We start from the raw sequence: 25,960 nt of genomic DNA, 5'->3' as shown, positions 1-25,960 counted from the left end.
CTGGCTTAAAGCAATCTGTCAAAGATAGGTGCGGAACGTCAACAATCTGACCGTGCGCTTACGAACGCCACCCGCTCCACGGGGATTCCGACCTAAACCTCAAGGTCCAGTTCGATGAGGTCGTTGGTGCAAAGGCAACTTCTCATATCGCGAAAGATCAGGTCCATCCGGTTCACTTGCGAACAATTTGGTGGCAAGACCGCGAATAGCCGGCTTGCTCGCTATGCGGAGGGTGTTATGCAGCAGGTTGATGCCGAGCCGGCTGTGCGGGTTCATCATGCGGGGAGCAATCTTTGGTACGCCCTGCCCTTTCTCGACCATTGGCCGCATCGCCTCTTCATAGGCGGAGAAGGCTTGCCTAATATCGCCGTTCCGCCGCAGCTCGCTGGCAATCACATAGCCGCCTGTCACAGCGAGTGTAGCGCCTATCCCCGCAAGCGGTGTTGCGCACCAGGCCGCGTCGCCGGTAAGCACGACGCGCCTCTTCGACCACCGATCCATGCGCACCTGCCGCAGCACGTCGAAGTAGAAATCTTCGGTCTCTTCCAAGCCGGCCAGCACCCGATGCGCCTGCCAGCCGGAATCGTCAAATCGCTCGCGGAGATAGGCCTTCTGCTGCTCGACGGTCCATTCCTGCTCGCCGTTCTGTGGCTGCTGGAGCGACAGCATGGCCCGCGTCGTTCCATGCGTGTCGGGCCGCAGCGATATGCTTCTGCCATCCGTCGCATTGTACCAGCGCCACATCTGGTCGTCGTCGGCATGTCGCGGTATGGTGAAATAGGCGATGGTGAGATCCATCCATCGCGGTTTGTTCTCCTGAGGGAAAACCAGCTCGCGTGTCGATGAGCCTACGCCCTCCGCGATGACGACCGCATCATATTGTTCGGTCTGCCCGCTCGAGAAGGCAACCGAGACCGCCTCTGCGCCTTCTTCGATGCGATCGATGCGATCGCCGAAACGAAACGTCGCGTAGTTGCGGGCTGACTCGTACAGGAGGCGAGCAAGATCCCCACGTAGGATTTCCATCTCCGCCGTTGGGCCAGCGCTACCGAAATCGGCAGTGAGGAATTTGGCGACCTCTCCGCCATGCTCATCGATCCAGACAGTCCCCTCTTCCCCTGTTCCGCGATCGAGGGCTGCCTGTTCCAAATCCATCCGGCGCAGCACTTCACGGCCCACACCCCGGATGTCAATATTCTGCCCACCGTCTCGAAACTCTGGGGTGCTTTCGACGACTGTTACGTCGAAGCCGTAATGGCCTAGCCACCAAGCGGCTGTATTGCCGGCGACGCTTGCGCCGGTGATGAGGATGCGACGGGACATGCGATGATCTCCTTTCCGTAAAGAACATCACTCGTGATATATTTGTTCCGTCGTCAGCGCTCGAAATTATCGATCAGTCGCTGGAAAAGGCGAACCATTGACATTGCCTCCTCGGATGAAAAGCCTTCCAGCCCCCTAGCATTTGCAGCTAGTAGCGCGTCGCGTCCCCGCCGGGCTGCCTCTTGCCCCTGGCTCGTCAATTCGACCATTGCCGCCCTGCGATCGATTGACGAGGGCGACCGGCGGATCAGCGTCAGCGCTTCCAGCTTGTCGAGGAGCGCGACCATCGCCGGCTGCTTGACTGCGGAGGAACGCACAAGGTCGCGCTGGAGCATCGGTCCCTTCCAGGAAAGGAGCATGATCGGGCCAATCAGAGAAAGCGAAAGCCCGTATGGTCGCAAGGCCGTATCTACCAGCCTGTTGAACACACGGGCAGCGTGATTGGCCAGGTAGCCGGGAGCGACTGACGCCTCCGGATGAATATGGTCGTCCTGTTCTTGCATAAGTCTTTCCTAGGCGAACTACGACCCGGTTGCCAGCACAAGATTTGCTGCACGATCCGTGGATCTCAAATTGACAAAGCAACTGCTCCAAAAGCTGAGCGTTACCGCAGCAACTTCGTTATGCTTCCTTTAACTTGGCGGCACGCAATGCAGCCGTTTTGGGGGTCTTGAAGGGATCCGAACCTACCCAGTAATGTTTGTCTGCCTTGACTTGATGTCCGACCGGTGGCCCTATCCCGCAACTCAAACAATAGAGGCCAACTGTGACATCGGTATTCGAGAATATTTCCGGGGCAGAGCTGGAGGCTATGGACGATGACCAGCTCGACTCGGTTGAGTTTGGCGTCATTGGTCTTGATGCAAGCGGAATGGTTTGTCGCTACAACGCACGGGAATCTGCCCTTGCCGGGCTCCGGCGAGAAAGCGTCCTGGACTGCGATTACTTCAACGAAATCGCCCAGTGCATGAACAATTTTTTAGTGGCGCAGCGCTTTGAGGATGAGTCTGAAATAGATGACGTTATTCCCTATGTACTGACATTGCGAATGCGTCCGACACCTGTCCGCTTGCGATTGCTCAAGAGCAGCGAGATGACGTTGAGATACATCCTAATCCAGCGATAACCGGGCATCCTCCAGTGCAGCAACCACAAGACGACGAATACGAACAACTCCTGCAGTTTGTATATGCTTGTCCAGTCGGCCTTGTCGACATCGAGAAGGACGGCACGATACGGCTGATGAACCCGCTCGCTATGAACCTGATGATGTCGCTATCGACGGACGGGATGGCGACGAACCTCCTGAAGGCCCTTCAAAACTACGCACCTGAGCTGCGTTCGTTGGTGCAAGACTTCAGCGCGAAGCGCGGAACGATCTGTTCCAACCACCGGATATATCTTGGCCCAGAGGATACCGGTAGCTCAGACGCACCGAAGGTCCTCAGCTGCACGATCGTTAAGCTCAAGGATGAGCGCTACGTGGTCACCCTTGCGGATGTCTCTTTGCAGGTGCGCCAGGAACGCCGGCTACGAGAAGCAGAGACCTGGTTCGGGTCACTTCTGGAAGGCGTCAAAGATTTTGGTGTTGCGTCTCTAGGCCCAGATGGTCGTATAAACGCTGTAAATTCCACTCTCAGCCTGCAAACTGGATACGACGAAAGCGAACTCAATGGGCTCTCGGTTGAGGATTTGATGGAAGATCGACCAGAAGGAACTCTGCTATCCACGGCGCATCGCCTGGAACAGGCGCGAAAAGACGGCTGGCATCTGGATGAAGGCTGGGGGTCTCGTCAAAATGGAGAGCGATACTGGTGCCAAAGCCTGATCGCAGTCTGTGTCGACGAACTGTCAAACGACCAGAGGTCAATCAGAGGGTACACCGTCATTATGCGCGAGGTGGAGCGCCGTGACACGGATATGCGGGAACTCAAGAAGCTTTTGCAGACCGACCATCTAACCAGTGCTTATAATCGTGGCGCTTTTTTCGATGCGGCCAACAGGGAACATATCAGTAGCCAAAGGCTCGGACGACCGTTCGCGCTCGTTACCTTTGATATCGATCATTTCAAGCTGATCAACGATAGCTATGGCCATGGTGCCGGTGATGATGCGCTACGGACCATATCGAAGGTCTGTATCAATGCAGTTCGCCCTGGACACGTTTTTGCGCGGATAGGCGGAGAAGAGTTTGCTATCATTCTTCCAGGTGCAGCTTTGGAGGAAGCAGTTGAGCTCGCGGAGTCCCTTCGCAAAATTATCGCATCAACTGCGATCGTAACGCAAAAGTCGACAATCTATGTGACTGCCAGTTTTGGTTGCGCCGAGGGACTGGGCGCGCAGCAAAGCGTTGCTTCCATACTCGCTGATGCTGACGCAGCTCTTTATCAAGCCAAGCGCGCGGGCCGCAACAGGACTGCCCCACCACTGACTGCAAACGAGACGCAATGAGCAAATGCTGAGCCCGAGGTCGGCTGCGCGTGTATTGCAAAGCCTCATCGAAGCCGAGTTGAAAACCCAGCGGGGACCATCTTCCCGCCCGGGTAACTCGGCTGCTGCCGCTAATGAGGTCTGGCACGCAGACCTTTCATTGAGAGATGGAACGGGCAGCGGGCTAGGGCTCGACTCCCTGGAGACTATGGCGATTGGTGCCGCCGTCAACGAGATGTTTCATCTCTACGAAAGCACATCAACCCCTAACCTCATGGAAATTGAGACCTTTGGAGGCTGGTTGAAAGCGATCGAAGAGGCGTGGGATCAGGGCATATCGAAAATTACCTTCCTGACGTCTGGATCGACCGGACTGCCTAGGCGATACACGCATGATGCGACTTTCCTGATCGAAGAAGCTCAGTTTCTGGCTGGTTATTTCCAGTCCTGCCGCCGGATTATCGCACTGACTCCGGCGCATCACATTTACGGCTGCATTCTCACTGCATTTCTGGCTGACGAGTTGGGCGTGGAGGTGATCGCCGAGACAACGTGCACGCATAGTTTTTTGAATTACGAGCTGGTGCCTGGGGACCTTGTCGTTACGTTTCCTGATCGATGGGCGGCTATAAACAGGACAGTGTCAGCCTGGCCGCCCGGTGTTAACGGCGTCGTATCGACCGCTCCCTGCCCAGCTCAGTTAGTAATGTCGCTCCTTGAGCGCGGTCTTTCCGGCATGACCGAACTCTACGGATCAACTGAGACCGCTGGTATTGGGTGGCGTCGACATCCGGACGATGGCTTCACTTTGATGCCACATTGGCGCTTCCCAAATAGTGACGGAGACCCTGCCGGCAGTTTGACGCGGCTTGAAAGAGGTGAGCAATCGTATGATGTACCGGATGAATTTATCAGAACGGGCAACCGTTCATTCACCGTCGGCGCCAGGCGGGATGGCGGTGTGCAGGTGGGAGGGGTTAATGTCTGGCCTCAGCGGGTTGCAGCCGAACTCGAGCGTCATCCGGAGGTGGAGCGGGCGTCCGTTCGCCTAAAATCGACTCCCTCAGGCGCGCGGTTAAAAGCGTTCATCGTTCCAGTTTCTGCCAACGCGGAAATCGGTCTCCATTCAAGACTCGACCAGTGGTGCATGCAACGCCTGTCCGCCGTTGAATGTCCAAAGAGCTGGACCTTCGGCACAAATCTACCCACCAATGAATTTGGGAAAGCGTCAGATTGGGTGGAATAAACAGCAGCCTCCAACGGTTCAGTATCGTGGTGATCTCACGACACGCTCGTTCGATAGCGAGTAAAGTCAGTGAATTGCCGGTCTTATCGGTTATAAAAACTAAGAGTCTGCCGGGGTGAACTGCAGGACACCTACTTGACAGCGACCAAATAACTACTTCTTGACCCGACCGTGGTATAAGAGACTGGCAGGCCAGGGATGTTACCGCGTTGTGGCTTAAGCGAGATGACAATCGGTTGGTATCGGTAGTTGTCTTGCTCGCTACCTGCCGAACCATACCCGTCTCTCCACTCAGCAAGTTACTGTGTCTTTTTCGCCCTTTATCACCAGTAAATATGATTTGTGTCGTACATGGGTTGGCGGAACGAAGCTTCGTTCCCTTCAAGTGTCACAGCTCGAGGTTCTATCGCGCTATGCGATTTCACCCAACGCGCGCCCGGTACTCGGAGGCACTAGATCCCATACTTACACTTTGAACTGAACTGAACGTACCAGTCACGCAAATGGTTATTAGACAAAGCTGCCGAGCTGGTTGCGCACAATGTGGATCGATGTCGCGTCAAACGAAGTCGCTCACGATTTGAGCATCCATGACAGCTATCGCCGTCGAAGACCCCACTCCTTCTCGAATTCTTTCTCGAAAGTTGAACTTCCATTATCCGGTTCAGGCTCGCGTTGAGGTGCCTTCGGCTTGGAAATGACCGAGAGGCCTTCTGCAAAGACTTTCCCGTTCCGCGAGCCAATGGAATACCGAAGAGCAATGCCGTTCTCCAAGGTCGGAAGATTGGCTTCCTCAACCTTTGAGATATGCAAGAATACGTCGCAGTGCCATCGTCAGGTGTGATGAATCCGAACCCCTTGGCTACGCTGAACCACTTAACCGTTCCTGTTGGCATACATTGTTTCCCTATCTCAGCCGAGTTACTGGGTTTCATGGCTGCCATATATGAATGCGACACCATCGACGATCGGGAACGTCTGAGTTAGTGCGTCGCGCTGATTGCGATTATTGCATTCCGCAGCTTTAGCGGGTCAACAATTTCTGACGGCAGCAATCATGCGCTGTCCCATGCGCATATTTCTACCAGGCTATCGCGTATTCACAAGGAAACCAGAACTCAAGGGAAACCTGAGTAATCTTTTCTTATGAGAACTCTCTTACCTTCCCGCCAGGACACCGAGATCGATCAGATCCTTTTACGCGCATGATGCGCGCCGTCTACGACGGCTCCTGTCTCCTTTCTCCCCGCTGCGCTCATTCCTTTCCCTGCGAAGGTCATCCATGCTTAAAAATCTGAAGATCAAGACCAAGTTCCTGATGGCGATCGCTGTCCTCGGCGTCATCTCCCTCGCTGGCCTGTTGTTCGTCACACAGCGCTTCAGCGCGGCGAACCAGTCCTATTCCAGCTTTCTCCATAAAGAGAGCACCGCTGCAGCGTTTCTTCCACGCGGCGCAGCAGCCACGTGGACAGCCACAACGTGGCTCAGCCGTGCGCTGGCTCAGGCCCCGCAGTCGGCGGCTTTTGCAAATCTTTCTGAACGTTTTGGCAAGGAGCTTGCAGGAGCCCGCAGTCGTCTAGAGCAGGTCCCAGGGCTCGTTCCTAGCCGTCATGCTGCGGTGCAAGAGCTTCTCCTCGATATCGACAAGCTGGCAGCCATCGGCGACCTTCTGTTGAAGGCTCATGCCGCCGGCGACACTGCTAAGGTTACTGCATTGTCAGGCGATCTCGACAAAATCGTCATCGAATTGTCTCCCAAGTTTGGTGCAAACAACGGAGCAATGACGGATATGATCATGAACGGCGGTGACCAGCTGTCGGCGGAAGTTTCCTCCACTATCCAGCTAGCCCTCATCGGAATGCTTATTGGTATCGCGGTTGCTGTTGCGATTGCCATGGCGATCGCCCACACAGGCGTCACCGCTCCGATGGCGCGCCTTCGTGAACGCATGTCTTCGCTTGCTGCCGGCAACACAGACGCAGAGATCGATGGCCTGGGCCGCAAAGACGAAGTTGGTATGATGGCCGAGGCTGTCGCCATTTTCCGCGACAACGCTCTGGAGCGTCTTCGCCTTGAGCAGGAGGCAGCCGACAATCTCAGTCTTTCTGAACGTGAACGCGTCGAGCGCGAAGCATTGAGAAGCCAAGAAGCTGCCGACGTGAAGTTCGCCGTAGAGAACCTTGCCAGAGCGCTCAGCCAGCTTTCCGAAGGCAACGTGTCATACCGCGTTGATACGCCGTTTACTTCAGCGCTCGACGGCGTCCGCAACGACTTCAACGCATCTGCGTCAAAGCTGCAGTCGGCACTTGAACATGTTGCCGAGAATGCGCGCAGCATCGAAGCTGGTTCCGCTGAAATCAAGTCGTCCGCCGATGATCTTGCCAAGCGAACCGAACAGCAGGCCGCGTCTGTCGAAGAGACCGCAGCAGCGCTCGAAGAAATCACCACCACCGTCAAGGACGCCGCCAAGCGCGCTCAGGAAGCCGGCTCTCTCGTTGCCCGCACCCGCCAGGGCGCCGAGAAGTCCGGTGAAGTCGTCCAGAACGCTGTCAGGGCTATGCAGCAGATCGAGAAGTCTTCGGGCGAAATCGGCAACATCATCGGGGTGATTGATGAGATTGCCTTCCAGACCAACCTTCTCGCTCTGAACGCCGGTGTCGAAGCCGCCCGCGCAGGGGAGGCCGGCAAGGGTTTTGCGGTCGTCGCACAGGAAGTGCGTGAACTTGCTCAGCGTTCTGCCAATGCTGCGAAAGAGATCAAGACATTGATCAATGCGTCCAACCAACAGGTCCAGAACGGCGTACTTCTGGTTGGCGAAACCGGCCGCGCACTGGAAACGATCGTTGCGGAAGTCCAGGAAATCAACCGCAATGTCAGCGCAATCGTCGAGAGCGCTCAGGAACAATCGTCCGGCCTTCAGCAAATAAACACCGCCGTCAACGCGATGGACCAGGACACCCAGAAGAACGCCGCAATGGTCGAGGAGCAGACTGCCGCAAGCCATGGAATGGCGCGCGATGCAGCTTCGCTGAACGAACTCCTGTCACAGTTCAAGCTGTCGGGTGGAAGCGGTCGACGTGGATATACACTCGCTCAGGCAATGCGCCCTTCAGAACGCCGCGAAACATCCGGAGCTTCGCCGGCCCGTGCCTTGAGCCGTAAGCTGGCAACGGCCTTCTACGGCAATGCCGCTGTAGCTGCCAACGAGTGGGAGGAATTCTGAGGCTCAGCTCCAAGCGATCAGCAAGGCAAGGCCGCGGATATCAGTCGATACCGCGGCTATTGGCGGGCTGGAGCGACTTGCGTGGATCAAGCGCCCGTTGTGTCTGACAACGGAGGTCGAGCCATTGAACCAATTTAGTGGCGCACCTGCGGGATCGGCCGGTCTGAGTAAGCAAGAGTTGTCAGGATGCCGCGCAAATCACGGCTTTAAGTACATACCCGCAACAGCCTGCTTACGCTTAAAAATCAGTCCGCGAATTGCCTAACCCTCCACGATAATAGACAATGTGGCGTAACCTCAGGAGCCGCTCTTCGGCATTTCTCCAGTAAGCTTGTTGCGCCAACCCCGGCGTCTCCATCTACCTAAGCTAGATCTAATATTCGTTCAGCAGTCACTAACTTTGTCGCCAGGAACCCTCATATTTTCGGAAATGAAGCTATTGTTGAGTAATATCTTCCACTTACTTTCGGACAACTCGCACTGGTAGGCCGTCATGTCACTTGCTACACTTTCACCAAACAGGTCTGCACAGTATTCCCCTGGAACGCCGAGTGGCGAGCAGGTTCTTGAAAACTTGCCGCATCCCGTCCTCGTCGCCGACGCCGATGCTATCGTCATTTACTCAAATTTGGCAGGCCAAATTGTATTCGGAGCAGTTGTTGGATGTGACGTACACTCGCTGTTTCCGGGCTCTACGTTTTGGCTTACAGGCACCCCATCCGCTATCCTGACCTCATTGAACGGCGAGAAGTTCGAAGCAGCGTTTGCTCCCCTCGGCGAAGGGCGCTTCCTTATCGATCTGCGAACTCCGAGCGACTCGCCGGTCGCCGAGATGCCAGAAACCCTGGACGAGCTGACTGGTCTTAAGAAGCGCAACGCACTTCTGTCCCACCTCTCTCTTGCTCTAAGCGACGGTCCGGCTGCCTCGTCGGTCGCCATTCACTGCCTTGATCTCGATCGCTTTAAAATGGTCAACGACACGCTTGGACATGCGGTGGGCGACCTCCTGTTGAAGAAGGTAGCCGACCGCCTGACGGCTGCTTGTCGCAAGGGTGACATCGTCGCTCGGTTAGGCGGAGACGAATTTGTTGTCCTGCAGCATAACGTCGTTGAGGAGGTGGAGGCCGTGACGCTCGCATCTCGCCTCGTGGACCTCGTCGGCCGCACATATGTCATCAACGGCCACACCATAAATATCGGCGCGAGCGTCGGCGTCGCACTTGGGACCAATGCGATCCAGCCGCGTGACCTACTGCGCAATGGTGACCTTGCTCTGTACGAGGCCAAGAAGGCCGGGCGTGGCCGTTACCGCATGTTTGAGAGCGGCATGGATGCTCTGCTCCTCGGTCGCCGCGAAATGGAGATCGATCTGCGTCGTGCGTTGGCGCTTAAGCAGTTTAAGCTAAACTACCAACCGTTTCTCAACGTTGCCACCAATAGCGTGGACGGCTTTGAGGCGCTTTTGCGCTGGGAGCATCCGATCAAGGGTAATATCCCGCCTCTTTCGTTCGTTTCGGTTGCTGAAGAGAATGGCTTGATCGTGAAGATCGGCGAGTGGGTGCTGCGTACTGCCTGTATCGAAGCTATGTCCTGGCCCGGTGAGATGATCGTTGCTGTCAACGTCTCACCGCTTCAGTTCAAGGCCGACACGCTGCTCGAGACAGTCGCATCGGCGCTTAAGAACTCGGGATTGCCACCTCAAAGACTTGAAATCGAAATCACCGAGGGTGCGCTGCTCGATGATACTAACAACGTTATTCAGACGCTGAGGGCCCTGCGCGATCTAGGTGTTAAGATTTCGATGGACGATTTCGGGACCGGCTATTCGTCGTTGAGTTATCTACAGAAGTTCCCATTCAACAAGATCAAGATTGATCGCTCCTTTGTTGCCGGCGACGACGCTGATAGCGAGGCAATCCTCCGATCGATCGCAAGTCTCGGCACGAGCCTCGGCATGGCCATCACAGCCGAGGGCGTCGAGACCGCTGAACAGCTGGCGCGGATCCGCGGCGAGCGATGCACGCACGTCCAGGGATATCTCACCGGTCGGCCAATGGGCACTGATCAAGTCCCTGCCTTTCTGGCGCAAAACGATTTAGAGAAAAAGGAATTCATTCATGGCTAGCAGCATGTACCGGCTCGTCTATTATAGCCGCAATCATATCGCCCACGACGAAGCAGTATTTGCTTCGAATGTCGACGAGATCCTGGCCAAAAGCCGGGTGAACAACGAGCGCAACGAGATTACCGGCGCGCTCCTGTTTAATGCGGGGTGCTTTGCCCAGGTCCTCGAAGGACCTCTGGACAGAGTAGAAGCCGCATTCGAGCGTATCCAACAGGACGAGCGACACGGTGATGTCTCGCTGCTCGCACTAGACCCAATAGGCCATCGGTCTTTCCCGAACTGGGCGATGGGCTTTATCGGCCGATCGGATATGCACGCTGAGCGCTTCGCCGGTATCGGTTCCTCCAGCGGGTTCGATCCTTCCCGACTGAGTGGCGATGAAATCCATTCGCTCTTGAAAGAGCTCGCGATTGAGGAAGAGGCCGCTTAGCTTTCTGATGGGAAGAGAGCGACTGTCATGACGATCTGAATATAAGCTATTCCGAGCATACGCACAGAGTTCGAAAGCTTAGTTTATTCATATCTCAATTCTTTTACCGCACTAGGTAATCCTGGGAGTGCAAGCCTTGGATGAACGTCAGATGATCAAAATAGAAGAGGCTAATCGTCTCGATGCTTTGTACAACCTCGATTTGCTGGACACACCAGTAAGCGAGAGCTTTGATCGCATCACAAGGATGGCGAGCCTAATATTCAATCTCCCAATCGCAGCTGTCTCCTTAACCGACGTTGATCGGCAGTGGTTTAAGTCTCGTGTCGGCGTTGACCATCAAACCATACCCAGAGATCGAGCCCCCTGTGCCCAGGTTGCTGAAAGCACCGACGTCCTGGTGATCCCAGACATGGCGAAGGATGATTGTTACAAGTACAGCCCGCTTGGTAAAAGTGGCATCCGCTTCTACGCCGGGGCCCCCTTGGTTACACGCGACGGGTTTGGGCTCGGGGCGCTGTGTGTTCTCGGGACATTGCCCCGAGAAACAACCACCGAAGAAATTGCATCACTGACGGACCTTGCAGCCATGGTCATGGCACAGATCGAGTTGCAACATGCCTTTGGACGTATTGATCCGATAAGCGGCTTACCGAACAGAACACAATTTTTGGACGACATCAGTGACATTGGGCAGGATGATACCGGCGACATCCAGCGGTTTGCTGGTTCTCATAGACCTGGCCGAAACCAAACAGATCGACCACCTGTCTCGTGTGCTTGGTCCTGCGGAGATTGATAGAGGCGTCAGAGAGGCCGCACGTTTTCTGAGGACGAAATTGGATGGACGCACTGCCTATCATATTTCGGCAACTCAGTTCGCGGTCGTAACGACTGAACGCGTCCGGGAAAAGTGCATCGATGATGTCACTGCCCTGCTTCTGGGACTGCAAGCGGCCCTAAGCTTCCAGTTCATGATGACACCCGTTGCAGGCATGGCGCCATTTGGTGCTGGTATTGATCCGGATGACCTCTTGAGGGCTATGGGTAGCGCTGCTCAAGATGCGCGCCTGAACGGCATGCAGGTTGATGTTTTCTCAGCCGAAAGCGATGACAGACACCGTCGCAGTTTCAGGCTGCTGCAAGATTTTGATTCTGCATTACTGGCTGACGGGCAATTGTCGTTGGTATTCCAGCCGCGCCTCTCACTTGCGACCGGGCAGTGCGTCGCAACTGAAGTGCTTTTGCACTGGTACCACCCTGAACTGGGGAGCATATCTCCAGGGGAGTTCGTCCCTATTATTGAGAGCTCGACGCACGTCAGAGATATGACCAGCTGGGTTCTTGATACGGCGCTTCGTCAGGTACGCTCGTGGATAAAACAAGGACTGACGGTCCCTATATCTGTCAACGTCTCGTCGGCAAATCTGGAAGAGGAGGACTTTGTAGAACGGGTGATCGTAGCGCTGCTTCGCTACGGCATCCATCCATCGCTCCTTGAATTAGAAGTCACCGAAAGCGCGGTAATGAAGGATGCGGGCGCTGCATTGCAGAAATTGCAGGCTTTGGCCGACGCCGGCATTACCCTTTCGATCGATGACTTCGGAACCGGCTACAGCAGTTTATCATACCTCCAAAGGTTGCCCACGACGGTCGTGAAGATTGACCAGTCGTTTGTCAGAAATCTTGACGTTGGAGAGCGTGACGAAAGTCTCGTCCGCTCAATGATCGCGCTATCTCATGACCTCGGCTATCGGGTTGTGGCAGAAGGCGTTGAAACGGCTCAGACAGCGGATGCATTGACGGACATGGGCTGTGATGAAGTACAGGGATATCTCTACTCAAAACCGCTAACCGCGCGATCCTTCCAACACTGGTTCTTGTCCAGGACAGAACCTGCCAAGGTTGCGTAAGATGATTGCGGAAATTCTCACGAGCACAATTCACAAGCAAACGCACTACAGGCAGGCAACGCCCCACCAGACGACCGCGGCCCCGATACCTAGATCGCTGCACCACACGTGCAAGATGCGCAAACATAAAAGATGACCGTTGGTATGATACAGACTTTTTACCGGCCATGCTCGTAGCGAAGATGCAAAGCCCTTTTGGGCCCTACGCGTCAGGACTATTCACAAAACATCTACGCACGGAGTATCAACTGCGCGCGTATGCATTTGTAATGGCGCCCTCAGTCGGGTAAGCAATGCTTATTCATATCGAGGCACAGCTAGAGCTCGTGTCGGGCTGGGCAGAGCGTAGTCGTTGCTCGCTATCTTGACCCTGTTTCGGCCTGAATGCTTCGCTTTGTAGAGTGCCTCGTCAGCTCGACGATAGGCTTCACTCAGTCCGTCAAAAGATGTGAGTGTCGAGATACCGAAACTGGCAGTGACCTGAAGGTCATCTGGAAGGCCAGGCAAGGCCATGGTTGCTGTGCGCAGCGTCTGAGCCACACGTACCGCGACTTCGATTTCCGTGTTAGGCAAGAACACCGCGAACTCCTCACCTCCTATGCGTCCGGAGGCGGCATTTTCAGGAACCGATCTACTTAACATTCGTCCGAAACCCTGGATCACCAAGTCACCGACATGGTGGCCGTAAGCATCATTGATCCTTTTGAACCGATCGAGGTCGCAAAGGACAACGGCGTGCTTGCCTTCGGGGTATTTCGCTAAGATTGAAGCGACACGCCGGTCAAGGCCCCGCCTGTTAGCCAGAGAGGAGAGCATGTCGCCCTCTGAATTGCTCCTCTCGTCTGCCATGATATCCAACACAAGTGTGGTAAGAAGTGTTAGTCCGACAGCGACGACCAGCACAGCAGTCACGCCTTGTGAGATTATAGCGTAGTTTGTGTGAATGTAGTCCTTGGCGGTAGCACCAGACCCAACAAGCACGGCTAACCCCGCTTTCATCAAAAAATGAAAGCTGGTGAATAAAAGCAAGCCAGTAAGGAAGCGGTCAATTGCCTGACGCCTCTGCGATGTAAGGAGTGACCAGACGCTGAGGAGAAATACGATCGCGAACGGGCTTTGGTACAAGACAGCTTGCGTCATGCTTCCACGAGGTAAGTCGTATATGGCGCAAGACAACACAAGGCACGCAAGTACAAACCCTAGAACTGCCAACGTGTTTGGCCGATGCCCGTGAAGACGACAGATGCCAACCGCAAGCAGTACCATCCCAACTAGCAAGGTCGAAAAAGCGCCAAGCGCCCAGAACTTCGTCATCGACGCGTAAGCCACCAAAAGCTCACAGATCGCTGAGAGAGAAGCGACACCGAATCCTGCTGCCAGCCACAGCGTAGCTATTCGAGAGCGGCTGCGGGTTGCAACGGCAACAAATACCGTACTGAACGATACGGCTATAATAAAATTCACTGCTAGAAAGAAAGCTGCGCCGTTCATGTTTGTCACTATCAAAGTTCCGCGCGCACAACTCGCACTGGGCATGCTAAATAACGAAGAAAGGTAAAAGCATGGTAAGTCGCTTCGCCATTGGAGGACGATGTAGTGGGGGACCGACCAGCGTAGTCTTGCCCATCGATGGCGGATATCCGATCAGCCGAAGGAAGTCGGCATGTTTGGACGGCAAAGAGGCGGAAGTTGAGATCGAAGCCATGAACTCGCACGAGGCCATTGAGACAGGCGTAACCGCGCTCGCCCAGTTTGTCTGTAAAAACTTCCCTCCGCCTGAGGATCTGCAGGTGGACATCAGCGATGAACAAGGACGATCAGTCGCCACAGTCAGTTTTGCCTTCAATATAAAAATCGCTACAGGTGTGGCAAACTGACCTTGTGCTCACAGCCGGGTCCTTTCGCGACATAGGAGACCAGTTAGGTCGCTTTCATCACCGTCTCTGTCGAATGTAATCGATGATTGCCTGTGCTATTGGCAGCTTGGCTCTCGTTGAGTCGCGATTGAAACACGAGGGACCGATGAGCAGAGGCAAAATGAACGCTGAGGGCCCGCACCCTGTCGATATTCACGTGGGCCGCCGCGTCCGGATGCGGCGAAACGAGGTAGGAATGTCTCAGACAAACCTCGCGGACGGGTTGGGGATTACATTCCAGCAAGTGCAGAAATATGAGCGAGGGACGAACCGTATAAGCACGTCGAAGCTCTACGAGATAGCGATCGCTCTTGAGACGCCAATAACGTACTTCTTCGAGGATCTGGCTCTCAGCGACAAGATGGCTGGAGAATCCATGGCAAGCCTCGAACGTCAACAGTCTTATAGATCGAGCAAGGAAGGATACGACGTCATCGATGCAATGAGTAAGCTTCCGCGTTCGATGCGTTCGAAGATCGTTTCGCTCCTACTCGTACTTCAGCCCGGACAGGACGGTGACGACAGCGGTGGTACCGATGCGTAGCGCTTGTGTCTTGCCAACGGATACCGCCGTTTCCCCCATTAGACATTCGCCTTAAAGTCGGGGCATCATGTCCCGACCAGGCCGAAGCCGGCGGGGTGATCATAGCATTGCCAACCTCACTATACCCCATCTGACTTAACATGACCGTGAGCTCGTCGTCAGCGAATCGGTCGCGCCGGATTTCCGACAACCGTAACCCCGGTCGCCACACTCCGGGTTACTACCGAGCCCGCGCCCACGGTCGCTCCATCGCCGACAGTCACCCCGCCAAGTATTATGGCACCTCCTCCGATCCAGACATCCTTGCCAATGGTGATAGGCCGCCCAATTTCGAGCCCCGCCTTGCGTAGGGCCGCATCTTGGTGGTGTTCTGGACAATATATCTGGACTGCAGGTCCAAACATCGTGCCGTCGCCTACCGAGACCAATGCGGTATCAAGTATGACGCAGTCTGCGTTGATATAAACGCGGTCTCCAAGTTTGATATTCATTCCGTAGGCGCAGTGGAATGGTGACTCGATGAACGCATTACCCGGCTCGGCAAACAAGACGCGAAGTTCTGGGGCCATTGCTCCCCGCTCGTTTGGCGGCATACTATTGTGAGCGTGCACGGCAAGTCTCGCCAAATTTCGCAGCGCATTGAGTTCAGGATCGATGCAGCAATACCACTCTCCCGCTTCCATCTTCATGCGTTCGCTTTTCAAAGGCATTCCTCCGCTCGTGCCAACGGACGCGGTCTTAAACTCTTACGCTGCAGCAGGGCAATGCTATTGCGGGAAACACATTTCCTAGGAAACTCTCGACCGAGAGCATTCCGTTACAGCGTGAGAGTTCTTTGCTGGAGCCAAGGCGAACGCCCGCTTTTGTTCTGCGTCTAATCGGCGTTTCGTTCACTTCATTTGTGTCTGAAACGGTACGATAGTATTCGATGACTTTCCTGCCGGTGAACTTCCGCGTCACGGGATGCTGGTCACGACCGGCAACGTCCTGTCGCCGCTGGCTCGCTGGATCGTCATTGATCTCGACCTCATGACGATCCGGCAGGCAACAACCCGTCTGTCCGATGCGGAAGGGCCGGTGAAGATCCAAAGCGAACGCACCGATGCCATTTCGGATGACGAGCGGCGCAACATGATTGCGTCCGGGAACGAGGTCTGGATCATGCCGGATCCCGATCCGCCAATGATCGGCGAGCCGACCGACCAACTGTGCAGCGTCGCCCTGTTCGATGGCGACGACGTCCTGCAGGAGGTTGGCTCCGATTGTCCGAGACCACGTTTCGTCGCAGTGCTGGAAGCGTTGGCGGCGTCCGCCAACCGGCGAGCCAATTTGCAGGAGCATGCGCCGGCTCCTCCTTCCGCGGAGGCGTCGATCGGCTCAGCGCATCGCGAGCCAGATGGCACGCTGGTCCTATGGCTGCGAGCCAAAAACGAAGACGGGTCCGTCGTCGGACATGGTGAGTTTCGCTACTCCCCGAGCGATCAGAACTATGACCGTGTGCTGCGCCATCTGGGACCGATCCCGCCGGGCGGTGAGGTTCTTGTTTTACCGTTTCCATCACGCTGGCCAGACGAAGTTGCGTCGCCTCAGCGACCAAGGTCGTATGTCGCCGTCGCAATCACCTGGGCGCGGTCACGTCGTGCACCCGGTGCGTCGGCACGGCTGAGGACCAGCGCCAGCTTTGGCTCCTTACGCAGTCGGAAGAAGGTCGAGACCATGCCCTCTTGGCGCTTCTCGCCGATGCGCTCCCAATGATCAGAGAAGTCCGGCGAGGCGGCCATGGCTTCGGCCGCCGGCTGGAAGTCGACCCCGCCGCCGCCCGTGATGTGGCACATCGGGATGTCACGCGAGACCACCAGCGCGTAACCCTCGTTGGGTCCGGCATTGATCCGCCAGTAGCGGTTGCCGCGACGGAGGGGCTCAGGGGGGAGGAGCGGCTCGGGCAGTTTCTCGGTCTCGTACACCGCGCTGCCAAGATCGATGGCCGCGAGGAAGCGCGTCGGACCGTTCACCCAGCTTGACGGGTCGAGGACCCAAGTCTCGCAGCCGCGCAGTGCGCCTTCCAGGCCGCTGCGCAACGGAACCGCGACAGGACCATCCTGCGCCGATGCGGATCCGGGGATGGCAAGTAGCATCGCGGAGGCGAGCAGCAGGCGGGACAAGCGTTCCATGTCGATGCAACACCTCATGCGCAGCATTATCGGTTCTCCAGACCACGTGAGGCGCGCTCAGCTCTGATCATGTCCGCTTCTCGGCCGATCTGGTCTCGAAGGGCCGTCAGCCCTGCCCGCATCCGCTCGTGTACGGCCGGATCCAGCGAAGGATCAGGATAACGTTCGTCCCAAAGAAGCACGGCGTCGATCGTCAGCTGGAGCTTGGGTATATCTCCGAAAGCCCAATTATTGACGGGCGGCCCGAGTGTCTCGAACAGCGACGAGAACAGAGCGGGTTCGCCGGTCGGGTCCTGAGCTGGGCCGCCGCTCAGGCGTGAGCGCCATCGAAGTTGTCCGGCATAGAACCAGAACGTCGCCTCGTCACCATTGCCCGCCTGCATCAAGGGTGCCGCGCGCAGCATGATTTCGCTGGGCAACGCATTACCCGCGGTCTCGGCACCTGGCGGCAAGGCCGGCTCCTCTGCGACGGCAAGCGGCGGACCAAGAAGGATCAGGGCTGCCGCTATGAGCTGCGGGAGGATGGTGCGATATGACATGTGGCGCGATGGCTCCCTGCGGCTTCTGCCTATACACGATGCTTAGGAATGAAGGAGAAAAGTGAACGGCAGCCTAGCAGGAGTAGACGCGCAATTGTGGAACGGCTTAGACGGGACGCAAATTCGTATGTGCCGCTCCATCGTCGACGATGAACACGTCCAGCAGCCTCGCGACTTCAGGTCGCACAGCATTTTCACCGACTTTGTCAGCGCCAAACTCACCGTTATTTCCACTAACCAGCAATAGACAAAGCCGTCGGCCTCATCAGCCAGCGCACCCCTACCCGCATTTGCAGCTTGGAGTTTCAGTGCTAAGCCATCCGTACTCTCTTGAGATCCGCTTACGCAGCGAGACCTGGCGGTGTTCCAGAAGCAGCTTTCTTCAAAAGCTCGCACAACACAGCGAACCGTCGGTCAGCTTTCGCTAACACGCTTGCGTCCGCAATCGGTAGTTCGATAACGCCGTGGAGCGAACGAGCGAGATTTCGAGCAGCCTTCCGAATCTCCGGAGAAGCCAAAGTTCCGGCCTCCCCGATCTCCATAGCGATTGCATACATCTGCCTATGGCTTTTTGCCTCGATAGCCGCTGCAAGCCATAATCTCGGGTGATCGTTGGTCATAAGCGACTCTACGCCCCACTCCGAAAAATAGTTTCAATCGTCGCAATTCGTAGTCAACCTCACGCTAACCAATATACTGAACGCTCATCCACGAGACGCGACTGCTACCATGGTAGTCACGGCAATCATAAGCGCGGTCACCCAGACCATCGCTGTTGATAGCCCCACCAACGCAAGCAATGCACTTGCGAATACAACGCCGATTGCCTGGGAAGTCCGCAGGAGCGCGAAGATTTCCGGTCGTCGTTCAGGCGGTGCAAGAGCGTCTAGAGCCAGCGAGTAGTAGGTGCCAAGAGGCGTGAGCACTGCACCTATGAGCAGCGTTCCAGCAATGGTTACCGCCATCGAATGATTGGCTGCTGCGAGCGCCGACCCACAAGCCATCACGGCAAGCTGAACCAGCACGACCTTTCGCGAAGCCATGCGATTTCGGACGCTTATCCAGATGCCTCCGGCGACGGACGCGATGCAGAGCGGCACTGTGAACAGGATGGCTAGAGGCGGTTCGTAACCAAAGTTCAGTGCCAGCGCGACGGCTCCGATTTCAATGACGGCGACCGTCGCGCCACCTCCTGCAGCACACGCGAACCACAAGAGCACTGCGGGGGTAATAACTCTCCCGCTGAATGTCGGAGGTTCATCTACACCATGTGCAGCGGTCCACGGAACAAAGATTGCAGGCAACGACCCAAGGATCATCAGCGCAACGAGCGAAACTATCGGTGGGAAAGTCGACAGCCCGGCCGTCGCTACCGGGGCCATGACAAACGTTACTTCGTTGAGCGTCGACGCGATCCCAAGCGATCTTGGCAGTCGCGTGGTTGAGACGATCTGGTTCAGCAATGATCGCAGATAGCCATATGCTGCGCCGTTGACCAAGCCTGCCACCCCGGCGAACAGCACCAGCCATGCAAACGGAAGCTGATATTCTGCACCGATGACAATCGCGGCTAAAGCTACGGCGCGAAAGCAGACCAGGAGCCTGAACATCGTCGCGGCCGATAGGTTCTTTCCGGCTCGCGCCAACGGTACAGCGCCGACCATCTGCGCGACCGTCATGGCTAAAATCATGGCTGCGCCGCCCCTGGTATCTCCAGTAAGGCTGAGCGCAACGAATGAAAAGGCGACAGGTCCCGCAGCCTGCGGCACTGTCAGTGTGGCCGATGAAGCGTACCAACGGACAAGCGCCCACTTTTTTGATCGTTCACTGCCGCCGGGGACGGCGCTGCCCTGTTCCGATGTATCGACTGGACTGACCACGCTATTGCACAGCCGATGAGTTGACCGCAGTACGCAGTGCATCGACTGCCTCTGCGACCCGGACGCGTGCTTCAGGTTGAAGCCCCAGAACTGGACGGGGCGGCTCGAAGCTTCCTACCCCAACTATCTCTGCGATTGCGTACATGACACGAAAGCTTCCGAACTCCTTGAACAGAGACCACAACGGTTCGAACGCCCTGTTGACGCGCTCCGCTCCCTCGATGTCGCCGGATTGAGCCGCTCTGGTGAGTGCCAAAGCCTCTGATGGCAGAAGCCCTGCGACAACGCTGTACCAGGCGTCGGCTCCTGCCAGCAGCGCGTCGGCAGAACCCCAGTCTCCACTATAGCCAGTCGCAAAAGTAGATGCCGTGTGACGTCGGATAGTGGCCATCTCGGAGGAGTAATCCCCATCGGCGGGCAGCGGCATCTTGATGGCCACGATGTTTGGAACCTTGGCGAGCCTCTCGATCAGTCTAACGCTGAACGTGAATTTCGTGGTGCTTGGGTTGTTGTAGACGCAAAGGGGAAGCTGTCCGACGTCAGCGACTGCCTCGTAGTGCTCGTAGACCTCCTGCTCTGTAAGAGGCGTGTAGGACACAGGAGCAAGGAGCAGACCGTTGGCCCCCGCTTCTCTAGCATCCCTTGCCAACGCCTGAGCCTCGTCTGTTCGCAGCGCACCGACACCGACGATGACGGGTATCTTCCCACCGACCGTCGTCATCGCTGTTTCCACGGTGCGACGTCGCTGATCACGAGACAAAAAAGCGTATCCCCCGGTGCTGCCGAGAAGTCCGACGGAATCCGCGCCCGCTTCCTTGATACGGTTCAGAATGATCGCCAATGCTGACGCATCGACAACGCCAGCGTGGTCAGTGGGAGTGATTGGGAATGCCGACAGGCCTCGAAACAGGGTCATCAGGTTTCCTTCGTTATCAGCGCGAAAGCAAAAGCTTCACGCTTACCGCTCCATACACGACTGCGAGGGTGCCCTCGATCCAGCGGCGGGCGCGACGGTAGATACGGATCATCGGCGCGGTTGAGAACAGCAAAGCGTAACCGCCGATGATGGTTCCTTTGCTTGAAATCAGACGCGACTTAGCAGCTTGAACGCGATCAGCCACATGACGCATCCGATGACGGCTTCGAGAATGCGCCAGGACAACGGTCGGGAAAAGAGGGGTCTCAACCATCTCGCGCCGTATCCAAGGGAAAAGAAGAACAGGAAAGACCCTGTCACCGCCCCAGCGGCGAACTCGAATCGGTGTTCGGGAAACCGTGTCGAGACTGTCCCGAGCAGCACGACCGTATCGAGGTAGACATGTGGATTCAGCCATGTGAGAGCCAGGCCCATTGCCATCGTTTTTGCAAAGCTGGTTGATAGGCTATCACTAACTTCCAACGCGCTGGAGCCTCTCAACGCCGACATGAAGCTTTTGGCGCCGTACCAGATCAGAAAAGCAGCGCCGCCATACCGCATGACAGGATCGAGCCACGGCAGAACTTCCACGATCTGCTGCAGACTGGTGACGCCGACGACGATGAGGATAGCATCGGAAAGGGCACAGGCCAGGCATACCGCGAAGACGAATTCGTTTCGAAGTCCCTGCCGCAATACAAATGCATTTTGCGCACCGATGGCGACGATCAGGCTCAGCCCTACAGTCATTCCGGTGAAATAGGTCATAAAATCCATATGAACTTGCTCAATTGTCGATGAGGTCCAAGCGGAGATAGACCCACGGTCAGGGTTAGGCTACTTAAACCGTCTAACGTAGGTTAAGTGAAACTAATGATCGATTACTCCGCGCTTCGTGTTCTGTTGGCTGTCGTTCAATCCGGCAGTTTCGAAAAGGCAGCCGCTGCGATGAACGTTACGCCCTCGGCTGTATCGCAACGCATCAAGCAGCTAGAGGAGCGGGTCGGTGCAGCGCTTGTGGTGCGCGGCTCGCCCTGCGTGGCGACAGCAAAAGGCGAACAGCTCTGTCGTCATATGGAAAACGTCGGCATGCTGGAGCACGACCTGTTCGAAGGACTGCCCTCGCTAGCTGACAAAGACAACCCTCTACAACGGGTCACCATAAGGATCGCCACCAATGCCGACAGTCTCGGGACATGGTTTTTAGAAGCGATGTCGGAGTTCTCGAAATCGTCGAGCTACCTTCTGAACATCTCAGTCGATGATGAAGATTACACTGGAGATTGGCTTCAGCAGGGGAAAGTTGTTGCAGCTGTATCAAGTTCGGAAAGGCCCATATCGGGCTGTCGGCGTTTCCCGCTTGGCGCACTCCGATACCACGCGACCGCTAGTCCGCAGTTCATTGCCGGCCACTTTGCCGACGGAGTTACACCGGAGGCGTTGGCCGATGCGCCTACGCTGACGTACAGCCAAAAAGATCGACTTCAATTGCAATGGGTTCGCCGCACGCTCGGTGCTGACGTGAATTTGCCGACACATTGGTTGCCATCGACCCAAAGCTTTCTCCACGCCACGCTGATGGGTATGGCGTGGGGGATGAACCCTGTCTTCCTCGCCAGAGACCACTTGTCAGCTGGTCGCCTCGTTGAGCTAATCCCAAATACCCCTATGGATATTCCCTTATATTGGCACATCAACCGGTTGGCAGCGGATCGTCTTGCTAAGTTGACATCGACAATCGTGGATGTTGCCAGGCGCTCTCTTGCTCAGGCGGAATGAGTGCTCAGGCCGATTACAGACATTGTTGAGCCCAACGCCTTGAACGGAATCGAACCGCTGATTCTCAGGTGATTGGCTAAGCCTATGATACATAAGCCGCCGCGTACTCGTGCGCCGAACCACTTCGAGCTGGTGGATTTGGCTCTCGCCGAGAAGCTCCTGGACGGGCGAAGAGGCCGTCTGGAGACGCCACCAGTACACCATTCTCATTAATACGCCTTAATTGGAATGCCGCTCTGGAAAGGACCTGGAATTAGGTATGTCCTTGCTCGTGAGTTTTTCGCGGCGCGCCTAGTTTCACGTCCAAACGAGGAACCACTTGATGTTAGTCAAAACTATTACCAATACCGTTTTCGCAACTGCCCTAGCCGTCGCAACGCTGGCTGCGACGGGTGCGTTGGCGGATTCGACGCTCGATCGCATCAAGGGTCGCGGCAAGCTGACTGTCGGCGTGATTCTTTCCGGTGCTCCGTTCGGTGCGATCGACCCGAAAACCCAGGAGCAGACGGGATTTAATATCGACATTGCCAAGGCACTGGCGGCAGACCTCGGCGTCGAACTGGAATCCGTGACCGTTACTCCGCCCAACCGCGTGCAGTTCCTACAGCAGGGCAAGGTCGATATCCTGATCGCTAACATGCAGTACACCGAAGAACGCGCCAAGGTGATGGACTATGTTCCAACGCCTTATGATCGTGCCGGCGGCGCGGCTGTGGTTCGCAAGGACAGCGGCCTCAAGGATTGGGCCGATCTCAAGGGTAAGCCGGTTTGCATTTCGCAAGGCTCGAACTACGCACAGCCGCTTGCCGAAGAGTATGGCGCAATCGTCAAGGGTCTGCCAAGCCAGCCGGAATCGCTTCTGGCCCTTCAGGGCGGCAATTGCGTGGCTGCCGTCCATGTCGGCGCGACCGTCGGTCTGCTTCTGCAGGACCGCGCGGACGAATGGAAGGATTACGCCATCCCCTTCCCGTCCGAGCTCATCCCGTCCGATAGCGTGATCTGGCTGCGCAAGGGCGAGACCGATACGCAGGCAGCCCTCGACGGAACCGTGAAGAAGCTTCATGCGTCCGGCAAGATGCTCGAGCTTGCGAAGGCCAACCGCCTGCTCAACACCGCTTATCTCGAAGAAGAAAAGAAGAAGCTGTCCGCGCAGTAAGCGTGAAGCGGCGGCAAATGACATGCAGGACGTGAATCCGACCAGCCTGTTCGTCGATCTGACGGGCAGGCTTGGCCTCAATTACGAGTTTCTGGCGACGGGTTACGAAGCGCAGATTTGGCGTGATGGTTTCATCACCACGCTTTATCTGATCGCCGTAACCATTCCCGTCAGCCTGATCATCGGCCTCATCTTTGCGGCCTGCCTCACCTCGGGCAGGCTCTTTCTGTCTGCGCCAGTCAGGGCCTTCGTCGAACTGACCCGTAATACCCCGACGCTGGTGCAGCTCATGTTCAGCTTCCTGGTTCTCAATACGGGCGTTTCCGACATGTTGGGCGGCGCGCAGAACAATCCGCTCTCTCCGTTCTTCTGGGTCGTGGCTGTGGTCGGCCTGCATGTCTCGGCACTCCATGCCGAGGCGATCCGCGGTGGTATCGAAGCCGTGCCTTCCTCAATGATCGAAGCGGCTCGTGGCATGGGGTTCAGCCAGTTCGAAATCCTGCGCTACGTGCAAATCCCGCTCGCATTCCGGTCGTCGCTGCCGGCCATCGTCAACGGGCTGATCAGCCTAGTCAAATCGACCACGGTCGGCAATGCCATTGCGGTCAGCGAAATCACCTATGCCTCGATCATGGTGTGGACGCAGCGCGACAATGTGGTGGAGATGATGATCGTACTTCTCGCCTTCTTCAGCATGATCAATTTCGTGATCGCCCGCATCGGTCAATGGGTCGAACGCAGGCTTGCCGTACCGGGGTTCGGGCTATGAGCATGACGGCAACTCAGCGACCCAAGGCACCGAAAGCAACAGCCGCGAGCAGCCATGTTCTGCGGTACGTCGGTTTTGTAGCCATGCCGCTACTGGTCGTGGTCTGGTCGCTGCTCGACCTGTCGCTCGGTCGCGAACTGGTGGCTTGGATCCCCTATCTCGCATCGGGCTTTTCGATGAACATCCTCATCACCGTCTGCGCGGTCACGCTCGGCACCACGGCCGGGGTGCTTCTGGGACTGATGCAGATGGCGCCCTATTGGTTCATCCGCTTGCCGGCGCAGGTCTATGTCCAGATCTTCCGCAATGCGCCCGCCCTTGTGCTGATTTTCGCCACGACCTACATCTTCCCGTTCGAGATCGTGCTGTTCGGCAACTATCTGCCGTTTCCGGACTGGGTGAAGGCGGTGATCGGCCTTGCCATCCTCTCCAGTGCCTATATCGCCGAAATCACCCGCGGTGCCGTGATGTCCATTCCAACCACCCAGTGGGAAGCCACGAAGGGCCTAGGTTTTTCGCGGCTGCAGGCGCTGCGCTTCGTCATTCTGCCGCAATGCGTGCGCCGGTCGCTGCCGCCATGGATGAACGTTGCATCCTCGATGGCCATGGGTACTTCGCTTGCCTCGCTGGTGGGGGTGCATGAACTGATGCATGCCGCGACTGATGCCAGCACCGCCGTGCGCCGGCTCGATTTCACCATCATCGCCTATGTCGTTGTCATGGCCGCCTTTTTCACGCTCTGCTACCCGATTGCCCGCCTGACCCGTCGCCTTGAACAGCGCTTCAACGCGGGCTGAAGGATTTTTGACATGACTGCATCATCAGACACCGCGATTGTAAAGCTGGAAGACGTTCACCTGTCTTTCGAGCAGACGGACGTGCTGAAGGGTATCCACCTCACCATCAACAAGGGTGATGCCGTTTCGATCATCGGCCCGTCCGGCTCGGGCAAATCGACCATCCTTCGCTGCATCAACGCGCTGGTGACGCCGCAGAGCGGAAGGATCACTGTCGCCGGCACACGCGTCGATCAGCTGACGAAAGAAAGCGAACGGATCGACCTGCGCAAGCGCGTCGGCATCGTGTTCCAGCAATACAATCTGTTTCCGCATCTGAGCGTACTCGACAATATCGTGCTGGCGCCAACCCGCATTCTCGGCGCCGACAGGACTGCCACGGTAAAGCTCGCCCGCGAGCTTCTTGAGAAGGTGCGGCTGTCGGAAAAGGCGGATGCCTATCCCGGACAGCTTTCCGGCGGCCAGCAGCAGCGTGTGGCGATCGCCCGTGCGCTTGCCATGAAGCCGGAACTCGTGTTGTTCGACGAGGTCACCTCGGCACTCGACCCGGAAACCGTGGGCGAGGTTTTGTGGGTGATCCGCGACCTGATCCGCGACGGCATGACCAGCATTCTCGTCACCCACGAAATGCGCTTTGCCGAAGAAATCAGCGACACGGTGGTGTTTACCGAAAACGGCCGTATCGTCGCCCAAGGCTCGCCGCAGGAGATCTTCCACGCATCTGATAACCCGCGCACCCGCCAGTTCGTCGGCGGCCTGTCGGGCGGACGCGGCTCTGTTCGCGACAGCGAGGGAATCTGATC

General features: G+C 56.6%; 25 protein-coding genes and 2 pseudogenes. 15 read left to right on the top strand and 12 right to left on the bottom strand.

Annotated elements, in window-relative coordinates:
* Window positions 1–99: 99 nt before the first annotated feature.
* Complete coding sequence (locus tag AC0JZ8_RS00205) at window positions 100–1,323, bottom strand: FAD-dependent monooxygenase (protein WP_471891282.1); 1,224 nt, start codon at window positions 1,321–1,323, stop codon at window positions 100–102.
* A 53-nt stretch (window positions 1,324–1,376) separates the two neighbouring features.
* Window positions 1,377–1,826 (bottom strand): MarR family winged helix-turn-helix transcriptional regulator, encoded by a 450-nt coding sequence (locus tag AC0JZ8_RS00200; RefSeq protein WP_471891281.1) that lies wholly within the window; start codon window positions 1,824–1,826, stop codon window positions 1,377–1,379.
* Window positions 1,827–2,089: 263 nt separating this feature from the next.
* On the opposite strand from AC0JZ8_RS00200, the gene AC0JZ8_RS00195 reads away from it, so the two are divergent.
* The 3 genes from AC0JZ8_RS00195 (at window position 2,090) to AC0JZ8_RS00185 (ending at window position 4,999) form a co-directional block, all read left to right on the top strand.
* On the top strand, window positions 2,090–2,449 hold the full coding sequence (locus AC0JZ8_RS00195) for a hypothetical protein (protein WP_197978195.1): 360 nt from the start codon (window positions 2,090–2,092) through the stop codon (window positions 2,447–2,449).
* 14 nt (window positions 2,450–2,463) lie between these two features.
* Complete coding sequence (locus tag AC0JZ8_RS00190) at window positions 2,464–3,774, top strand: GGDEF domain-containing protein (RefSeq protein WP_471891280.1); 1,311 nt, start codon at window positions 2,464–2,466, stop codon at window positions 3,772–3,774.
* A 187-nt stretch (window positions 3,775–3,961) separates the two neighbouring features.
* The gene (locus AC0JZ8_RS00185) at window positions 3,962–4,999 is read left to right on the top strand and encodes an AMP-binding enzyme (RefSeq protein WP_471891279.1); all 1,038 of its coding nucleotides are present in this window, start codon (window positions 3,962–3,964) and stop codon (window positions 4,997–4,999) included.
* Window positions 5,000–5,784: 785 nt separating this feature from the next.
* Here the strand turns inward: AC0JZ8_RS00185 and AC0JZ8_RS00180 are convergent.
* A pseudogene (locus tag AC0JZ8_RS00180) lies at window positions 5,785–5,895 on the bottom strand (cold-shock protein); the annotation flags it as partial.
* A gap of 386 nt (window positions 5,896–6,281) precedes the next feature.
* Here AC0JZ8_RS00180 and AC0JZ8_RS00175 point away from each other — a divergent pair.
* From AC0JZ8_RS00175 to AC0JZ8_RS00155, 5 genes are all read left to right on the top strand, one after another.
* Window positions 6,282–8,222: a methyl-accepting chemotaxis protein gene (locus AC0JZ8_RS00175; RefSeq protein WP_471891278.1), complete on the top strand. Its 1,941-nt coding sequence runs from the start codon at window positions 6,282–6,284 to the stop codon at window positions 8,220–8,222.
* A 493-nt stretch (window positions 8,223–8,715) separates the two neighbouring features.
* Entirely contained in the window at window positions 8,716–10,347 is a 1,632-nt protein-coding gene (locus tag AC0JZ8_RS00170; RefSeq protein ID WP_471891277.1) for a putative bifunctional diguanylate cyclase/phosphodiesterase, read from the top strand.
* 4 nt (window positions 10,348–10,351) lie between these two features.
* Entirely contained in the window at window positions 10,352–10,777 is a 426-nt protein-coding gene (locus AC0JZ8_RS00165; RefSeq protein WP_471891276.1) for a BLUF domain-containing protein, read from the top strand.
* A gap of 136 nt (window positions 10,778–10,913) precedes the next feature.
* On the top strand, window positions 10,914–11,576 hold the full coding sequence (locus AC0JZ8_RS00160; RefSeq protein ID WP_471891275.1) for a GAF domain-containing protein: 663 nt from the start codon (window positions 10,914–10,916) through the stop codon (window positions 11,574–11,576).
* Entirely contained in the window at window positions 11,500–12,690 is a 1,191-nt protein-coding gene (locus tag AC0JZ8_RS00155; protein WP_471891274.1) for a putative bifunctional diguanylate cyclase/phosphodiesterase, read from the top strand. Before AC0JZ8_RS00160 ends, AC0JZ8_RS00155 begins: the two co-directional genes overlap by 77 nt.
* 297 nt (window positions 12,691–12,987) lie before the next feature.
* Here the strand turns inward: AC0JZ8_RS00155 and AC0JZ8_RS00150 are convergent, their stop codons facing one another.
* On the bottom strand, window positions 12,988–14,181 hold the full coding sequence (locus AC0JZ8_RS00150; RefSeq protein WP_471891482.1) for a GGDEF domain-containing protein: 1,194 nt from the start codon (window positions 14,179–14,181) through the stop codon (window positions 12,988–12,990).
* Between the two features lie 176 nt (window positions 14,182–14,357).
* Here AC0JZ8_RS00150 and AC0JZ8_RS00145 point away from each other — a divergent pair, with 176 nt between their 5' ends.
* Window positions 14,358–14,567 carry a hypothetical protein gene (locus AC0JZ8_RS00145; protein WP_471891273.1) on the top strand — a complete coding sequence of 70 codons (210 nt, stop codon included), beginning with the start codon at window positions 14,358–14,360 and terminating at the stop codon, window positions 14,565–14,567.
* Window positions 14,568–14,649: 82 nt separating this feature from the next.
* Window positions 14,650–15,150 carry a helix-turn-helix domain-containing protein gene (locus AC0JZ8_RS00140; protein ID WP_342366134.1) on the top strand — a complete coding sequence of 167 codons (501 nt, stop codon included), beginning with the start codon at window positions 14,650–14,652 and terminating at the stop codon, window positions 15,148–15,150.
* A 158-nt stretch (window positions 15,151–15,308) separates the two neighbouring features.
* Here AC0JZ8_RS00140 and AC0JZ8_RS00135 read toward each other — a convergent pair whose 3' ends face one another.
* The 8 genes and pseudogenes from AC0JZ8_RS00135 to AC0JZ8_RS00100 all read right to left on the bottom strand — a co-directional run bounded on the left by AC0JZ8_RS00135 (window position 15,309) and on the right by AC0JZ8_RS00100 (window position 21,433).
* On the bottom strand, window positions 15,309–15,839 hold the full coding sequence (locus AC0JZ8_RS00135; RefSeq protein ID WP_471891481.1) for a sugar O-acetyltransferase: 531 nt from the start codon (window positions 15,837–15,839) through the stop codon (window positions 15,309–15,311).
* Window positions 15,840–15,888: 49 nt separating this feature from the next.
* On the bottom strand, window positions 15,889–16,491 hold the full coding sequence (locus AC0JZ8_RS00130; RefSeq protein WP_471891272.1) for a hypothetical protein: 603 nt from the start codon (window positions 16,489–16,491) through the stop codon (window positions 15,889–15,891).
* 245 nt (window positions 16,492–16,736) lie between these two features.
* Window positions 16,737–17,339, bottom strand: coding sequence for a hypothetical protein (locus AC0JZ8_RS00125; RefSeq protein WP_471891271.1), 603 nt, complete (start codon window positions 17,337–17,339; stop codon window positions 16,737–16,739).
* An 8-nt stretch (window positions 17,340–17,347) separates the two neighbouring features.
* Window positions 17,348–17,860, bottom strand: coding sequence for a hypothetical protein (locus AC0JZ8_RS00120; protein WP_471891270.1), 513 nt, complete (start codon window positions 17,858–17,860; stop codon window positions 17,348–17,350).
* A gap of 704 nt (window positions 17,861–18,564) precedes the next feature.
* Window positions 18,565–19,551, bottom strand: coding sequence for an MFS transporter (locus tag AC0JZ8_RS00115; protein WP_471891269.1), 987 nt, complete (start codon window positions 19,549–19,551; stop codon window positions 18,565–18,567).
* A gap of 190 nt (window positions 19,552–19,741) precedes the next feature.
* Window positions 19,742–20,656, bottom strand: a complete 915-nt coding sequence (locus AC0JZ8_RS00110) for a dihydrodipicolinate synthase family protein (protein WP_471891268.1) — start codon at window positions 20,654–20,656, stop codon at window positions 19,742–19,744.
* Window positions 20,657–20,672: 16 nt separating this feature from the next.
* Window positions 20,673–20,810, bottom strand: a pseudogene (locus AC0JZ8_RS00105) (LysE family translocator); the annotation flags it as partial.
* 14 nt (window positions 20,811–20,824) lie between these two features.
* On the bottom strand, window positions 20,825–21,433 hold the full coding sequence (locus AC0JZ8_RS00100) for a LysE/ArgO family amino acid transporter (RefSeq protein ID WP_471891267.1): 609 nt from the start codon (window positions 21,431–21,433) through the stop codon (window positions 20,825–20,827).
* A 96-nt stretch (window positions 21,434–21,529) separates the two neighbouring features.
* On the opposite strand from AC0JZ8_RS00100, the gene AC0JZ8_RS00095 reads away from it, so the two are divergent.
* The 5 genes from AC0JZ8_RS00095 (at window position 21,530) to AC0JZ8_RS00075 (ending at window position 25,958) form a co-directional block, all read left to right on the top strand.
* Window positions 21,530–22,435, top strand: coding sequence for a LysR family transcriptional regulator ArgP (locus tag AC0JZ8_RS00095; RefSeq protein WP_471891266.1), 906 nt, complete (start codon window positions 21,530–21,532; stop codon window positions 22,433–22,435).
* A gap of 322 nt (window positions 22,436–22,757) precedes the next feature.
* On the top strand, window positions 22,758–23,591 hold the full coding sequence (locus tag AC0JZ8_RS00090; protein WP_471891265.1) for a transporter substrate-binding domain-containing protein: 834 nt from the start codon (window positions 22,758–22,760) through the stop codon (window positions 23,589–23,591).
* 22 nt (window positions 23,592–23,613) lie between these two features.
* Window positions 23,614–24,360 carry an amino acid ABC transporter permease gene (locus AC0JZ8_RS00085; protein ID WP_471891264.1) on the top strand — a complete coding sequence of 249 codons (747 nt, stop codon included), beginning with the start codon at window positions 23,614–23,616 and terminating at the stop codon, window positions 24,358–24,360.
* Between the two features lie 83 nt (window positions 24,361–24,443).
* Window positions 24,444–25,157 carry an amino acid ABC transporter permease gene (locus AC0JZ8_RS00080; RefSeq protein WP_471891480.1) on the top strand — a complete coding sequence of 238 codons (714 nt, stop codon included), beginning with the start codon at window positions 24,444–24,446 and terminating at the stop codon, window positions 25,155–25,157.
* Window positions 25,158–25,169: 12 nt separating this feature from the next.
* Window positions 25,170–25,958, top strand: a complete 789-nt coding sequence (locus AC0JZ8_RS00075; protein ID WP_471891263.1) for an amino acid ABC transporter ATP-binding protein — start codon at window positions 25,170–25,172, stop codon at window positions 25,956–25,958.
* Window positions 25,959–25,960 lie beyond the last annotated feature (2 nt).

The organism is Velazquezella soli (assembly GCF_977018685.1).
Note: the sequence above shows the minus strand (reverse complement) of the source record. Positions and strands in the feature narration are given on the sequence as shown.

Excerpts from the sequence above, each read along its gene's own strand:
- AC0JZ8_RS00205 (WP_471891282.1), bottom strand. The coding sequence starts at position 1,323 with ATGTCCCGTCGCATCCTCATCACCGGCGCAAGCGTCGCCGGCAATACA.
- AC0JZ8_RS00200 (WP_471891281.1), bottom strand. The coding sequence starts at position 1,826 with ATGCAAGAACAGGACGACCATATTCATCCGGAGGCGTCAGTCGCTCCC.
- AC0JZ8_RS00185 (WP_471891279.1), top strand. The coding sequence starts at position 3,962 with ATGGCGATTGGTGCCGCCGTCAACGAGATGTTTCATCTCTACGAAAGC.
- AC0JZ8_RS00175 (WP_471891278.1), top strand. The coding sequence starts at position 6,282 with ATGCTTAAAAATCTGAAGATCAAGACCAAGTTCCTGATGGCGATCGCT.
- AC0JZ8_RS00170 (WP_471891277.1), top strand. The coding sequence starts at position 8,716 with ATGTCACTTGCTACACTTTCACCAAACAGGTCTGCACAGTATTCCCCT.
- AC0JZ8_RS00165 (WP_471891276.1), top strand. The coding sequence starts at position 10,352 with ATGTACCGGCTCGTCTATTATAGCCGCAATCATATCGCCCACGACGAA.
- AC0JZ8_RS00150 (WP_471891482.1), bottom strand. The coding sequence starts at position 14,181 with ATGAACGGCGCAGCTTTCTTTCTAGCAGTGAATTTTATTATAGCCGTA.
- AC0JZ8_RS00140 (WP_342366134.1), top strand. The coding sequence starts at position 14,650 with ATGATTGCCTGTGCTATTGGCAGCTTGGCTCTCGTTGAGTCGCGATTG.
- AC0JZ8_RS00135 (WP_471891481.1), bottom strand. The coding sequence starts at position 15,839 with ATGAAGATGGAAGCGGGAGAGTGGTATTGCTGCATCGATCCTGAACTC.
- AC0JZ8_RS00130 (WP_471891272.1), bottom strand. The coding sequence starts at position 16,491 with ATGCTCCTGCAAATTGGCTCGCCGGTTGGCGGACGCCGCCAACGCTTC.
- AC0JZ8_RS00125 (WP_471891271.1), bottom strand. The coding sequence starts at position 17,339 with ATGAGGTGTTGCATCGACATGGAACGCTTGTCCCGCCTGCTGCTCGCC.
- AC0JZ8_RS00120 (WP_471891270.1), bottom strand. The coding sequence starts at position 17,860 with ATGTCATATCGCACCATCCTCCCGCAGCTCATAGCGGCAGCCCTGATC.
- AC0JZ8_RS00115 (WP_471891269.1), bottom strand. The coding sequence starts at position 19,551 with ATGATTTTAGCCATGACGGTCGCGCAGATGGTCGGCGCTGTACCGTTG.
- AC0JZ8_RS00110 (WP_471891268.1), bottom strand. The coding sequence starts at position 20,656 with ATGACCCTGTTTCGAGGCCTGTCGGCATTCCCAATCACTCCCACTGAC.
- AC0JZ8_RS00100 (WP_471891267.1), bottom strand. The coding sequence starts at position 21,433 with ATGGATTTTATGACCTATTTCACCGGAATGACTGTAGGGCTGAGCCTG.
- AC0JZ8_RS00095 (WP_471891266.1), top strand. The coding sequence starts at position 21,530 with ATGATCGATTACTCCGCGCTTCGTGTTCTGTTGGCTGTCGTTCAATCC.
- AC0JZ8_RS00090 (WP_471891265.1), top strand. The coding sequence starts at position 22,758 with ATGTTAGTCAAAACTATTACCAATACCGTTTTCGCAACTGCCCTAGCC.
- AC0JZ8_RS00085 (WP_471891264.1), top strand. The coding sequence starts at position 23,614 with ATGCAGGACGTGAATCCGACCAGCCTGTTCGTCGATCTGACGGGCAGG.
- AC0JZ8_RS00080 (WP_471891480.1), top strand. The coding sequence starts at position 24,444 with ATGCCGCTACTGGTCGTGGTCTGGTCGCTGCTCGACCTGTCGCTCGGT.
- AC0JZ8_RS00075 (WP_471891263.1), top strand. The coding sequence starts at position 25,170 with ATGACTGCATCATCAGACACCGCGATTGTAAAGCTGGAAGACGTTCAC.